Origin of the sequence: Methylobacterium sp. J-088 (assembly GCF_022829295.1) — a bacterium.
Lineage (GTDB): Bacteria > Pseudomonadota > Alphaproteobacteria > Rhizobiales > Beijerinckiaceae > Methylobacterium.
On the sequence record NZ_JAKSYH010000057.1, the window covers coordinates 187721 to 200491 of the forward strand.

A 12771-nucleotide genomic window follows, 5' to 3' on the forward strand; every position below is an offset into this window, starting at 1 on the left:
ACGGACTTGCCGTCGCGCGCGCCGGGTCCACCTTGGCAAGCGTGCGACGCGGATTGCACCCCTAAAGGAAGCCACGATGGCGATCGACCCGACCCTGCGCGACGCGCTCTCCGCCGTGACATCCGCAAGTCTCGCCCGCGCCCTGACGCGGGCCGGCGTCAAAGCGTTCAGCCCGCGGGGTCTGTTGGCTGGCAGCGGAACCGCGATCGGGACCGCGTACACCCTGCGCATGATCCCGGCCCGCGACGATGCCGCGGGCGATCTCGCCGCCGCGATCGAGGCCATCCCCGAGGGGGCTGTCGTGGTGATCGATGCTGCCGGATCGGGCTTGGCACTCCCCTTCGGTGCCATCCTGTCGGCCCGGCTTGCCCAGCGCGGCGCCGTCGGCCTCGTCACCGATGCCGCGTTGCCGGAGCCAGTCGGCCTGCCGCACTGGAGCGCGCCGCTGGGCGCGATCGGTGCACTGGCCCTGGTCGGCACGCAGCAGCCCGTCTCGTGCGGCGGTGCTGCGATCCATCCGGGGGACATCATCGTTTGCACCGAGGCCGGTATCGTCGCGCTACCCGTCGCCATCGCCGAGCGGATCGCGCTGGAAGCCGTCGAGCAGCAACGCCTCGATCTCTGGATTCAACGCGAGGTGGAGCGGGGTGAGAGCCTCGCCGGCCTCCTGCCCCCCGATGCGGCGGCGCTGGAGCGATTCCAGGCAGAGACGAAGACGGCGTGAGCACCGCCTTCTTCCCGCTTTCGAAGGTGATCTACTTTCTGATCACCCCTTCGAATGTCTTTATTTTCGCGGTCCTGATCGGCGTCCTGCTCCACGTGACGCGGCTTCGCCGGACCGGCACCGCCCTGGCGCTCCTGGGCGCCACCGGATTGGCCATCGGGGGATTGGCGCCCCTGTCCGAGGCGGTTTTGCTCCCGCTCGAACAACGCTTTCCCGCGTTCCCGGCGGACGGCCCGCCGCCCACGGGCATCATCGTCCTCGGCGGCGGGATCGAGTCCGGATTGTCTGAGGCGCGGGCGCAGGTCGTCGTCAACGATGCCGGCGAGCGGCCGATCTATCTGGCGGATCTGGCCCGACGCTTCCCAACGGCGCGGCTGGTCTTCTCGGGCGGAAGCGGCTTCATTGGGGGTGGCATCTCGGAGGCCGATATCGTCAGTCGGCAGGCCGACACCATCGGGGTTCCCCGCACGCGCCTGATCCTGGAGAACCGCTCGCGCAACACCCGCGAGAATGCGATCTTCACGGCGGCGCTCGTTCTGCCCAAGCCCGGCGAGCGCTGGCTCCTCGTGACCTCGGCCTGGCACATGCCCCGGGCGGTCGGCTGCTTCCGGCAGGCCGGGTTCACGGTCGATGCCTTCCCGGTCGACTACCGGACGCGCGGCTGGGGCGACCTGACTCGTTTCAACGGCTTCGCCTCGGACGGACTGCTCCAGCTCGACCTGGGCGTGAAGGAGTGGATCGGCCTCGTCGTCTATCGATGGGCGGGCTACACGCCGGATTGGTTGCCGGGGCCGGAGGCACCGGCGGGCAGCGACAGCCGATAGATTCCGCGAAAATCGTCCGGGTCCACGGGCTTGCCCTTGCGCAGGATCGCCACGCGGCCCGCATGGGCGAGGCGCACCGCAACGCGGCGCACCGGCTGCATCAGGGGGCCCCAGCCGTCCGGATGCGGGCCGCCCAAGGCCCGAGCGACTTCGGAGGGGCAGATGGTCTTGCCCGCGCCGCGCGCCGCCACGAGGTCCAGGATGGTCGTCTCGATCGCCGTGTCGTCCGGTCTCGCCTCGGTCATGTCCGTGCCTCTTGGAGGGGCGGCAGGAGCGAACCCTCGTGCGGGCCCTCGCCCGCTTCGAGGAGCGCCGTACGGATTTCGGACGCGAACTGCCGTCGCCACATGATGATCACAACCGCCGTTGTCGAGACGAGCAGCACGTAGGGGCTGATGAACCAGCCCAGATACGCCAGGGCGAAAAAGAAGGCGCGCTGCCCGCGCGCGAAGTGCCGCCCGGCGCTGACGTTCATCGCAGCGAGCCGGCGCACCGCCCGCAACATCTCGGTCTCGCTCGCCCCGGACCCCTTGGACGGCACCGCACCGAGCAGGATCGCCGCGTAGTTGAACAGGCGATAGGCCCAGGCGAATTTGAAAAAGGCGTAGACGAAGACCAGCGCGAGGCCGGCGACCTTCAACTCCCATGTCAGACGGCTGGCGACCATGCCGAACGGCAGGGTGGCGAACAGGTTCAAGACGTCGTCGCCGGACCGCGACAGCGTCAGGACCGATCCGAGCGCGATCAGCGAGGTCGACGCGAAGAAGGCGGTGCCGTTCTGCAGGGACGCGTTGATCTGCGTGTCGACCACGCGGTTGTCCCGGCCGATCACCTGCCGCGCCCAGTTCGAGCGATGGCCGTTCATGATCTGGCTGAGCGACACCATCCGGCCCCGCAGCCGCCCAACGGACAGACCGTACGCCACCCAAGCCAGGATGAAATACAGGAGCGCCCCAAGATCCAGGGGCGAGAACGCAGCCTGGCCAGCGGATAGATCGGTCATGCGTCTCGAAATGCGTGTTCGCGGCAGACCGCGACGCCATACCAGCCGAAGGGCCGGCGCAGAAGCCGCTCGAATGGCCGGGGTGACCGTCGGCTCAGCTGCGCAGGATCTCGAAGCCGCTCAGGCTGGGCGCATCCGCGTGCTCGCGGAGGGTGAGATCGGTGACGCGGGCGCTCGGCGGCCCGGACCGGCACAGCGTCAGCATCTCGGCCACGGCTTCTGGCGTGCCGCTGAAGACGGCTTCCACCGCGCCGTCGTCGCGATTGCGGACGGTGCCTGTCAGACCGCGGGCCCGTGCTTCGCTCTGGGTCCAGGCCCGATACGAGACCCCCTGAACCCGACCCTCGATGACGACGGAGACCGTCCGTGTCTCACCCATCCGGAACTACACCCACCCGGAGGACCCGCACGCAGGACGTGCGGGTCCGGATTGCCTTACTCGGCCGCGATGGGCCGACGCACGTTCGCGCCGACGGCCGCCGACCGGGTCGCGCCGGTCCGTACGTGGGTCGAGTAGAGCATCAGGCCGGTGAATGCGAGGCCGCCCACAATGTTGCCGACGAGCGTCGGGATCTCGTTCCACAGCAGGTAATCCATCACGGTCAGATGGCCGCCCATGAGGATCGCCGACGGGAACAGGAACATGTTCACCACCGAGTGCTCGAAGGTCATGAAGAAGAACACCGTGATCGGCATCCACATCGCGATCACCTTGCCGGGTACCGACGTGGACAGCATGGCGCCGATCACGCCCGTGGAAACCATCCAGTTGCACATCATGGCGCGGATGAAGAGCGTCAGCATGCCGGATGCGCCGTACTTCTCGTAGCCCAGCGTCCGGGCCTCGCCGATGCCGGCGATCAGCTTGCCGACGGCGTTCGGCTCTGTGGCGAAGCCGAAGGTGAACACGATCGACATCATGACGGCGGTCGTAAGCGCGCCCGCGAAGTTGCCGAAAAATACCAACACCCAGTTGCGCGCGACGCCGGCGACGGTCACGCCGGGACGCTTGTCGATCAGAGCCAGCGGGGTCAGCACGCAGACGCCGGTGAACAGGTCGTAGCCCAGCAGGTAGAGCATCGAGAAGCCGACCGGGAACAGCAGCGCGCCGATCAAAGGCTGGCCGGTGGCTTGGTTCACCGAGACCGCGAAGGCCGCAGCCAGCGCCAGGATCGCGCCGGCCATATAGCCCCGGATGAAAGTGTCCTTGGTGGCCATGAAGACCTTCGACTCACCGGCATCGACGGCCTTCTTCACGAAATCGGCGGGCGCCAGATACGACATGCAAAAACCCCCTCGCAGACGCGCGCCAATCGCCGTTGATCGACGGACGTGCTGCGCAATCACGGATGGCTGGCCGGGCGCGGTGAGACCCCTCGCCCGCCAGCTCGATCGTGGGCAAGCAGGTTGCGTACCAGTTGAGCTCCCATCAGATCGGAAGGCCGCGCGACCAGCTGCCGAGTTCTCGGAGATAGGCTGACGGCAGTTGCGCAGCACGTGCCGCCGCCAGGACGGCGTCGAGGTATCCGGACCGCGGGCGGCCGGGCGCGGTGGAGCAGCCGAGATAGATTAGAGCGCGCTTGACCCCCTCCGGGGTCCGGACCGGCAGGGTCGCCTTGGTGTAGAGGCCGCCCGCCACGCCCTCGTAGCGATCAAGGGCCGGGATGTCGTCGCCGGCCAATTCCCAAACCACGCCCCAGACAACGCGCGCCGGATCGCGCACCACCGAGGCGTAGCCCGCGCGCATGATGATGAATCGGTATCCCGGCAGATGCCCGCCGCCGATCAGCCGCGAGACCGGGCAGCGCAGGGCCATCGCGGCGGCATCCATGTTGGCGCCGTAGGCGAAGTAGAGGGGCATGCGGCAGACGTCAGGCGTCCCTCGGACCCGTCACTTGCCCGATTTGCGCTCGTCGCGCTGGATCGCCCATTCGTTCGCGCGCATCGCCGCATAGGCGACCGCCAAGGTCACAGCGGGTATGACGAAGGTGACAAAGATTTCACCCGAGCTCATGGCCTGATGCTCCGCAGCACGCGCCTCCCGACCCAATGTAAGCTGATCGCGGCGCAAAGCCAGATCGCCACGAAGAAGGCGGTTGCTCAGCGCAATGTCGATGCGTTGGCGATCCCGAAGCTCATCGCGGTGATCGGCATGACGAAGCCGATCACCGCGAAGGCGACTGCAACGTTGTTCGCCGCCATCGCCAGCAGCTTCGTCTGCTCATTGTGAACCGCACTCACGACGAAGGCGCACCGGCTCAGGCGAATTCGAGGATCACCGCGTCGACCGCGAGGCTTTCGCCCTCCTTGGCGTGGATCTTCCCGACGGTCGCGTCCCGCTCGGCGCGGAGCACGTTCTCCATCTTCATCGCCTCGACGACCGCGATCGGCTCGCCATTCTTCACCTCCTGGCCTTCCGCCACGAGGATCTGCTTCACGAGACCGGGCATCGGGCAGAGCACCTGCTTGCCCGAGCCCGCCTGCTCCTTGACCGGCATCAGCGCAGCGAGTTCGGCCTCGCGGCGGGTATAGACCCGGGCCTCGGCGGCGGCACCGGCATGCTGCAGGAACACGCCGTTCAGCAGGCCGCGCACCTGGATGGCCACCCGCTCGGACCCGATCGTGCCGATCCAGACCGGCTCGCCGGGACGCCACACGCTCGCAACCGAGAGCGACTTGCCGTCATCCTGGGTGACAAGCATATCCTCGCCCTCCGGCTCCACCGTAACGGCATAGGTTTGCCCGGCCAGAATCACCACCCGATCCCGCTCGAAGGCGAACAGCCCCGGCGCGCGCATCTGCCCGGAGATGCCACGCTTGCGCTGGTTGAGCTTGTGGTCGATCGCCGCCGCAGCGGCCATCATGCGGCGCGACACGTCGCCCGCGGGCTCCGGCGCGGTGAAGCCCTCTGGGAACTCCTCGGCAATGAAGCCGGTGGACAGACGGCCCTCCCGCCAACGCGGATGCGCCATCAGCGCCGACAGGAACGGGATGTTGTGGCGGATGCCGTCGATGGCGAAGGCGTCGAGCGCCTCGCCCTGGGCGGCGATCGCCTCGGCGCGGCTCGGCGCCCAGGTCACCAGCTTGGCGATCATCGGGTCGTAGTGGATAGCGATCTCACCGCCCTCCTCCACACCGGTATCGTTGCGCACGATCGCCTTGCCCCGTTGCCCCTCCTCCGGCGGCCGGTAGGTGGTCAGTCGGCCGATCGAGGGCAGGAAGTTGCGGGTTGGATCCTCGGCGTAGACGCGGCTCTCCACGGCCCAGCCGTTCAGCTTCACGTCGTCCTGGGTCATCGGCAGCTTTTCGCCAGCCGCGACGCGGATCATCAGCTCGACGAGATCGAGACCGGTGATCATCTCGGTCACCGGATGCTCAACCTGGAGCCGGGTATTCATCTCCAGGAAGTAGAAGGACTTGTCCTGCCCGGCCACGAACTCGACCGTACCGGCGGAATCGTAGTTCACCGCCTTCGCCAACGCGACGGCCTGCTCGCCCATCTTGCGGCGGGTCTTCTTGTCGAGAAGCGGCGACGGCGCCTCCTCGATCACTTTCTGGTTACGGCGCTGAATCGAGCATTCGCGCTCGCCGAGATACACGACGTTGCCGTGCTTATCGCCGATCAGCTGGATCTCGATGTGGCGCGGATCGGTGATGAACTTCTCGATGAAGACGCGGTCGTCGCCGAACGAGGAGGCGGCCTCCGATTTGGCACGGGCGAAGCCCTCCGCCACCTCGTCGCCCGAATGGGCGATGCGCATGCCCTTGCCGCCGCCGCCCGCGGAGGCCTTGATCATCACCGGATAGCCGATCTCGTCGGCGATCGTCTTGGCGTGTTCGGGCGATTCGATCACGCCGAGGAAGCCCGGAACGGTCGAGACCTCGGCGGCGGCGGCCGCCTTCTTCGACTCGATCTTGTCGCCCATGGCGGCGATGGCGGCGGGATTCGGGCCGATGAACACGATGCCCGCGGCTTCGAGCGCCTTGGGGAAGGCCTCGCGCTCGGACAGGAAGCCGTAGCCGGGATGGACGGCCTGCGCGCCGGTCTGCTTGCAGGCCTCGACGATCTTGTCGATCACGAGGTATGATTCGGACGCGCTCGCGGGGCCGATATGCACGGCCTCATCCGCCATGGCGACGTGCACGGCGTCGCGGTCGGCGTCCGAGTAGACCGCAACGGTCTTGATGCCCATTTTCCGGGCGGTCTTGATGACCCGGCAGGCGATCTCGCCCCGGTTGGCGATCAGGATCTTGTCGAACATCGCTGGCGCACTGCTTCCGAGATCGCCGGATTGAACACCGGCTTGACTGTCCCGATAGATCAGATGCGTCCCAGACGGAAGCTGCGCCTTGGTCTGAGGTTCAGGCGGCCAGCGCAAAGGTCATGCGGGCGGGCTGGACCGCGTCCCGGATCCGGCGATTGGCCTCCAGGGCGAAGGCCATCAATGATTCGGCGCTGCCCTGGGCCTCCTTGACGACTTCCATGGCGATCCGCGCCCCGACGACGCTGGGGCCTTCGCGGCCGCTGAGCGACGCGGCGAGCCAGGCGGCCACATCCGCGTTGATGTAACCGGTCGGCCGGCATCCCCACACGGCGAAGTCGACCACGGAGGCGACCAGGAAATCCGCGAACGCGTCGGAGCCGATCACCGCGCGCTCGAGGGCGATCAGCAGATCGGCATCGTCGCGGCTCATCAGGCCATCCGGGATAACCTCACGCTTGAGGACCAGCAGATCCTCGTCGCTGATCAGGCCCGTCGAAACGGCATGGTTGCAGAACTGTTGCACGGAAATCATGGTCATGGTCGCCTGCCTCCCCGACCTTTGCTGCGGTCGGCGCTAGTCCCTGTGTGTCTTCAACTTACGGGACAGCTTCCCTGCCAGGAGTTAATGGCCAGATCTGAATGGCAGTTCAGGTAAACACCTCACGAGCAAGCAGGCTTATTGGGACGTTGACCAGTTGCGTTATCGGACGATGACCGAGGCGCCCACGGGGACGCGATTGTAGAGGTCGACCACGTCGATGTTGCGCATCCGGATGCACCCCGACGAGACCGCCTGCCCGATCTTCTCGGGCTCGTTGGTGCCGTGGATCCGGTAGAGCGTGTCCCTGCCGTGGTCCGTCAGATAGAGGGCGCGGGCGCCGAGCGGGTTCATCGGGCCGCCCTGCATGGCGTGGACGTGCGGCCAGCGCTTGATCATCTCGGCCGGCGGGTTCCAGGCGGGCCATTCCGCCTTGCGGTCGACAACGGCTTTCCCCGTCCAGCCATAGGCCTCGTCGCCGACCGAGACGCCGTAGCGGAGCGCCTTCCCGCCCGGCTGAACGAGGTAGAGCTGCCGTTCCTTTGTCTCGACCACGATCGTGCCGGGTGGCTCGTGGGTCGGATCGCTCATTTCGTACCGGGCGAAATGCGGATCGAACTCCGCATCGGGCACCAGCGCCATGAATTCCGCGTCGCGGGCCGACAGCGTTGGATCGGGCACGGCCTTGAAGGTGCAGCCTGCCAGGAGGCCCACACAGACGATGATCGGGACGATGCGCAAGCCGCCAATGTTCATGCTGCCAGTCTCGAAGGAGCAGACCCGCACCGAACAGCGTTCGATAATCGGGAAAAGGTGAAGATGAGTCGGACAAGCCTAGTCGTGGCGCGCACGCGGCCGTAGTCCGCGCGTTACGACCGTGGCACATTGCCGGCTCCTGTTGCAGGCGCGCGACAGGATCGGACCCGGGAGCGACCGTCGTGACCACACTGTACGTGAGCCATCCCGCGAGCTTCGATCATGAGGTGCCGGAGGGCCACCCTGAGCGGCCCGCCCGGATGCGGGCCGTCGAGCGCGCGCTTGAGGACGAGCGCTTCGCCGGCCTCGTGCGAGCTTCTGCGCCGCGCGCCGAGCTGGAGACCGTGGCGCTCGCTCATCCCCGAAGCTATGTCGACGCGCTGGTCGCGGCCGTGCCGGAGCACGGCATGGTCGGGATCGATTCCGATACGGTCCTGTCCGCGGGAAGCCTGGAGGCGTCGCTGCGCGCCATCGGCGGCGCGGCGCACGCGATTGACGCCGTCGTAGCCGGCGAGTGCCGCAACGCCTTCGTGGCCATGCGACCGCCCGGCCACCATGCGGAGCGGACCCGGTCGATGGGATTCTGCCTGTTCAATCACGCGGCCATCGCGGCCCGCTACGTGCAGACGAAGCACGGCGCCGAACGCGTGGCCCTCGTCGATTGGGACGTTCATCACGGCAACGGCAGCCAGGATATCTTCTGGGACGACGGTTCGGTCCTGTATTGCTCCACCCATCAGATGCCGCTCTACCCCGGCTCCGGGGCCGCGTCGGAGCGCGGCGACAAGGACACGATCGTCAACGTGCCCCTGCGCCCGAATGACGACGGCGCGGTGTTCCGCGAGGCGTTCGAGACCGGCATCCTGTCGCGCCTGGAGACGTTCCGACCGGACGTCATCGTGATCTCGGCTGGATTCGACGCCCATCGCCTCGATCCCCTGGCCAATCTGCGGCTCGAGGCGGAGGACTTCGCTTGGGCGACGCGCCGTTTGATGGAACTCGCCGAACGCTGCGCGGGCGGGCGGATCGTTTCGGTGCTGGAGGGCGGCTACAGCCTCGAAGGTCTCGCCAAGTCGGCCGCCGCGCATGTCGACGCGCTGATGGGGCGATAGGCCCGATCAGGCGGTTGCGAACTGGCTGGATCCGGCCTTAGCCTGAGGCGTTCGGGAATTGGCATCGTGACGGGGCCATCGATCGCCGCAGATCGAGACGTGTGCAATGACGGCCTCCGGTTTCCTGGCGTATGTGCTGGCGCTCAGCATCGTGGCCGCCATTCCGGGCCCCGGCGTCGTAGCGCTCGTTGCGCGGGCGCTTGCTTCGGGGTTCAGGGCCGGCATGGCGTTCGCCGCGGGCCTGATCCTGGGCGACCTGACCTATCTCGCTGCCGCGGTCTTCGGGCTGAGCCGCATGGCCGAGGCGCTGGGCGACGTGTTCGTTGTCGTCCGGATCGGCGCGGCGCTCTATCTGGGCTACCTCGCGGTCCAGCTCTGGCGCAGCGCAGCGCGCACCCAGACCGTGACGGGCCGCCGGGGCGACCGTCCCTGCGCGAGCTTCCTCGCCGGGCTCACCGTGACGCTCGCCAACCCCAAGACGATCGTCTTCTATCTCGCGGTGCTGCCGACCTTGCTGGATCTGCGTGCGGTCACAGGGCGTGACTTCGCGACGCTCGTCGCCGTTACGGCCCTCGTCCTGATCGTCGTGATGACGCCCTACGCGGCTCTGGCTTCGCGGGCGCGGCACACCTTGCAAAATTCGGCGTTCCACCGACGGCTGAGTCGCAGCGCTGCTGCCATCATGGCGGGCGCCGCAATCTGGACGGTCGCGCGGCGCACCTGAGACGACGGTTAGGTTTCCAGGGGCTCGTCGCCCAGGTGCTCGATACCGAAGCCCGCCAAGCCAACATAGGCGCGCGACGAGGTCGCGAGGTTGCGGAACGAGGCCACGCCGAGATCGCGCAGGATTTGTGCCCCGAGACCGACTTCGCGCCATTGGCGGGCGCGCAGCGCTTCCGTCCCTTCGTCGGTGGCACTCATGACCGGCACGCCCGCCGTTCCATCCCGGAGATAGACCAGCACGCCGCGACCGGCCTCCGCGAAACGCCGCAGCACCGCGTCGATCTGCCTGCCGCCGCCGATCACATCGGCGGCGACATTGGAGCGGTGGAGACGCACGAGGATGTCACGTCCGTCGCCGATCTCACCCATCACGAAGGCGAATTGCTGGATCGTCTCGAAGGGCGTGGAGAACACGTAGGCGGTCATGTCACCGTGGTTCGACCGGACGGGGAAATGACCGACCCGCTCCACCAGCCGGTCCCGGGCCTGCCGGTAGGCGATGAGATCGGCCACCGAAACCTGCTTGAGCTTGTGCTGCTCGGCGAAGGCCTCGATCTGCGGCCCCTTCATCACGGTGCCGTCGTCGTTGGCGAGTTCGCAGATCACGCCGACGGGGGGCAGGTCCGCCAAGCGGCACAAGTCGACCGCGGCCTCGGTGTGGCCCGAGCGCATGAGCACGCCGCCATCGCGGGCGATCAGCGGGAAGACGTGCCCGGGGCGGACGAAGTCGCCCGCGCCCATGTTGCCGTTGGCGAGCGCCCGGACGGTGTTGCAGCGCTGCTCCGCCGAGATGCCCGTCGTCAGACCGTGCTTCGTGTCGACGGTGACCGTGAAGGCGGTCCCGAGCGGTGCGTCGTTCGAGGCGACCATCGGCGCGAGGTGCAGGCGCTTGGCCTCGCCCTGCGTGATCGGCGCGCAGACGATGCCGCAGGTGTTGCGGATGATGAACGCCATCTTCTCCGGCGTGCAAAGGGATGCCGCGACGACGAGGTCGCCCTCGTTCTCGCGGTCGTCGTCGTCGGTGACGACGACGATCTCGCCCTTGGCGAAGGCCGCGATGGCCTCGGTGACGGTGCAATGGGGCACGGGCATTCTCGAATCGTTGAAGGCGGGGCCGGGATCAGGGCTGCTGCCCGACCTGTCCACGATGGCGCAGATAATGATCGGCGAGCACGCAGGCCATCATGGCCTCCGCCACCGGCACGGCCCGGATGCCGACACAGGGATCGTGGCGGCCCTTCGTGATGAGGTCCACCTCGGCGCCGTCCCGGGTCACGGAGCGACGCGATGTGAGGATCGAGGATGTGGGCTTCACGGCGAAGCGCACCACCACCGGCTCGCCGCTGGAAATGCCGCCGAGGATCCCACCCGCGTGGTTGGCCAGGAAGCGGGGGCGCCCATCGTTGCCGGCGCGCATCTCGTCGGCATTGTCCTCGCCGCGGAGAGCTGCCGCCGCGAAACCGTCGCCGATCTCGACACCCTTCACGGCGTTGATCGACATCATCGCGGCGGCGAGATCCGCGTCGAGCTTGCCGTAGACCGGCGCGCCGAGGCCCGGCGGGACGCCTTCGGCCACGACCTCGATCACGGCGCCGACCGAGGAGCCGTCCTTCCGGATGCCGTCGAGATAGGTCTCGTAGAAAGCGGCGGTCTCGGCATCGGGGCAGAAGAACGGGTTGTTGCCGGTCTCGGCCCAGTCCCAGCGCGACCGGTCGATGGCGTGCGGGCCCATCTGGACCAGGGCCGCCCGGATGGTGATGCCGGGTACGACCTTGCGGGCCACGGCACCGGCGGCCACGCGGGCCGCGGTTTCGCGGGCGGAGGAGCGCCCGCCGCCGCGATAATCGCGGATGCCGTACTTGGCGTCGTAGGTGTAATCCGCGTGGCCGGGCCGGTAGCTGTCGCGGATCTCGGAATAATCCTTCGAGCGCTGATCCGTGTTCTCGATCATCAACGCGATCGGCGTGCCGGTGGTGAACTGGCGGCCGTCGGTTCGGTCGTCGGCGAACACGCCCGACAGGATCTTCACCTGATCGGGCTCACGGCGCTGGGTGGTGAAGCGCGACTGGCCGGGCTTGCGCCGGTCGAGCTCTGCCTGGATCTCCTCGGCCTCCAGCGGCAGGCCGGGCGGGCAGCCGTCGACCACGCAGCCGAGCGCGATCCCGTGGCTCTCGCCGAAGGTCGTGACGCGGAACAGGTGGCCGAAGGTGTTGTGCGACATGGCGCGGCTGCCTTAGCGCGGGAGCGGCGAGGGCACAAACCGGGGGAGACCGTCGGGTATAGGTCCCGCCTGTCAGCGTCCGTCGGCCCACCGCGCATAACGCAATGCGCCTAAGCCAAGGATCAGGGCGGCCGCAGGCACGCGTAGCAGTGTCAGGATGTCCGAAAGGCCCATCACTGCAACTCCTTCAAATAACGCCGCGCGGAGTACTGTAGCGTCGCGCTCGTCATCCAGCAAACGATAGCCACGCCGACGATAACCGGCAGCGGCAAAGTCGGTGGACCAGCTGTTAGACGTGTGGCCAAGATGGGCGCCAAGCCACCGACCGTGAAGATCGCATCCGCAATCGCATTCACATACGTCGCCGTCAGCTTCGTGCGGTCGTTTGCGACCAGCACGGACCGGGCTGTCGGCTTTGGCGGAAACAGAGAGCGATCCATTCTAAGCAGATTTGCGTTGGCAAGCCACACGGTACACGACAGTGACACCACCGTCGCCGAATAGGGCGCGGGTCCCCTCTCCCGTGCGGGAGAGGGACAGGGTGAGGGATGAGAACTTTCCGGAAGAGGCGCACCCTGTCAGCGCCTTGAAGGTGCGCGCGATCC

At 67.5% G+C, this 12771-nt stretch carries 17 protein-coding genes; 5 read left to right on the top strand and 12 right to left on the bottom strand.

Annotated features, from left to right (window positions below; translation table 11 throughout):
* Window positions 1–76 precede the first annotated feature (76 nt).
* Window positions 77–724, top strand: coding sequence for a dimethylmenaquinone methyltransferase (locus tag MKK63_RS07635; protein ID WP_244000262.1), 648 nt, complete (start codon window positions 77–79; stop codon window positions 722–724).
* Window positions 721–1548 carry a YdcF family protein gene (locus MKK63_RS07640; protein WP_244000263.1) on the top strand — a complete coding sequence of 276 codons (828 nt, stop codon included), beginning with the start codon at window positions 721–723 and terminating at the stop codon, window positions 1546–1548. The genes MKK63_RS07635 and MKK63_RS07640 overlap by 4 nt, the downstream gene beginning before the upstream one ends.
* On the opposite strand, the gene MKK63_RS07645 is transcribed toward MKK63_RS07640, so the two are convergent.
* The 6 genes from MKK63_RS07645 to MKK63_RS31665 all read right to left on the bottom strand — a co-directional run bounded on the left by MKK63_RS07645 (window position 1491) and on the right by MKK63_RS31665 (window position 4565).
* Window positions 1491–1793, bottom strand: coding sequence for a DUF3253 domain-containing protein (locus MKK63_RS07645; RefSeq protein ID WP_244000265.1), 303 nt, complete (start codon window positions 1791–1793; stop codon window positions 1491–1493). The two genes, MKK63_RS07640 and MKK63_RS07645, sit on opposite strands and share 58 nt — an antisense overlap.
* Window positions 1790–2551, bottom strand: a complete 762-nt coding sequence (locus MKK63_RS07650) for a DUF599 domain-containing protein (RefSeq protein WP_244000267.1) — start codon at window positions 2549–2551, stop codon at window positions 1790–1792. The genes MKK63_RS07645 and MKK63_RS07650 overlap by 4 nt, the downstream gene beginning before the upstream one ends.
* A gap of 94 nt (window positions 2552–2645) precedes the next feature.
* Window positions 2646–2930 (bottom strand): acylphosphatase, encoded by a 285-nt coding sequence (locus tag MKK63_RS07655; protein WP_244000270.1) that lies wholly within the window; start codon window positions 2928–2930, stop codon window positions 2646–2648.
* A 56-nt stretch (window positions 2931–2986) separates the two neighbouring features.
* Window positions 2987–3835, bottom strand: coding sequence for a formate/nitrite transporter family protein (locus MKK63_RS07660; protein WP_244000272.1), 849 nt, complete (start codon window positions 3833–3835; stop codon window positions 2987–2989).
* A gap of 145 nt (window positions 3836–3980) precedes the next feature.
* Window positions 3981–4412, bottom strand: coding sequence for a gamma-glutamylcyclotransferase family protein (locus MKK63_RS07665; RefSeq protein ID WP_244000273.1), 432 nt, complete (start codon window positions 4410–4412; stop codon window positions 3981–3983).
* 30 nt (window positions 4413–4442) lie between these two features.
* Window positions 4443–4565: a hypothetical protein gene (locus MKK63_RS31665; protein WP_267421129.1), complete on the bottom strand. Its 123-nt coding sequence runs from the start codon at window positions 4563–4565 to the stop codon at window positions 4443–4445.
* A gap of 6 nt (window positions 4566–4571) precedes the next feature.
* On the opposite strand from MKK63_RS31665, the gene MKK63_RS07670 reads away from it, so the two are divergent.
* Window positions 4572–4781, top strand: coding sequence for a hypothetical protein (locus MKK63_RS07670; protein ID WP_244000275.1), 210 nt, complete (start codon window positions 4572–4574; stop codon window positions 4779–4781).
* A 28-nt stretch (window positions 4782–4809) separates the two neighbouring features.
* Here the strand turns inward: MKK63_RS07670 and MKK63_RS07675 are convergent, their stop codons facing one another.
* The 3 genes from MKK63_RS07675 to MKK63_RS07685 form a co-directional block, all read right to left on the bottom strand.
* The gene (locus tag MKK63_RS07675; protein WP_244000278.1) at window positions 4810–6813 is read right to left on the bottom strand and encodes an acetyl/propionyl/methylcrotonyl-CoA carboxylase subunit alpha; all 2004 of its coding nucleotides are present in this window, start codon (window positions 6811–6813) and stop codon (window positions 4810–4812) included.
* Between the two features lie 100 nt (window positions 6814–6913).
* Complete coding sequence (locus MKK63_RS07680; protein ID WP_244000280.1) at window positions 6914–7354, bottom strand: hypothetical protein; 441 nt, start codon at window positions 7352–7354, stop codon at window positions 6914–6916.
* 162 nt (window positions 7355–7516) lie between these two features.
* Entirely contained in the window at window positions 7517–8110 is a 594-nt protein-coding gene (locus MKK63_RS07685) for a L,D-transpeptidase (protein ID WP_409564483.1), read from the bottom strand.
* Between the two features lie 182 nt (window positions 8111–8292).
* Between MKK63_RS07685 and MKK63_RS07690 the strand changes: the two genes are divergently transcribed.
* Complete coding sequence (locus MKK63_RS07690; RefSeq protein WP_244000282.1) at window positions 8293–9222, top strand: histone deacetylase family protein; 930 nt, start codon at window positions 8293–8295, stop codon at window positions 9220–9222.
* Between the two features lie 106 nt (window positions 9223–9328).
* Window positions 9329–9946 (top strand): LysE family translocator, encoded by a 618-nt coding sequence (locus tag MKK63_RS07695; protein WP_244000285.1) that lies wholly within the window; start codon window positions 9329–9331, stop codon window positions 9944–9946.
* Window positions 9947–9954: 8 nt separating this feature from the next.
* Here the strand turns inward: MKK63_RS07695 and ribB are convergent, their stop codons facing one another.
* The 3 genes from ribB to MKK63_RS07710 all read right to left on the bottom strand — a co-directional run bounded on the left by ribB (window position 9955) and on the right by MKK63_RS07710 (window position 12564).
* Window positions 9955–11031, bottom strand: coding sequence for a 3,4-dihydroxy-2-butanone-4-phosphate synthase (gene ribB, locus MKK63_RS07700; protein ID WP_244000323.1), 1077 nt, complete (start codon window positions 11029–11031; stop codon window positions 9955–9957).
* A gap of 34 nt (window positions 11032–11065) precedes the next feature.
* Window positions 11066–12166: a chorismate synthase gene (gene aroC, locus MKK63_RS07705; RefSeq protein WP_244000288.1), complete on the bottom strand. Its 1101-nt coding sequence runs from the start codon at window positions 12164–12166 to the stop codon at window positions 11066–11068.
* A 173-nt stretch (window positions 12167–12339) separates the two neighbouring features.
* Complete coding sequence (locus MKK63_RS07710; RefSeq protein WP_244000290.1) at window positions 12340–12564, bottom strand: amino acid transporter protein; 225 nt, start codon at window positions 12562–12564, stop codon at window positions 12340–12342.
* Window positions 12565–12771 lie beyond the last annotated feature (207 nt).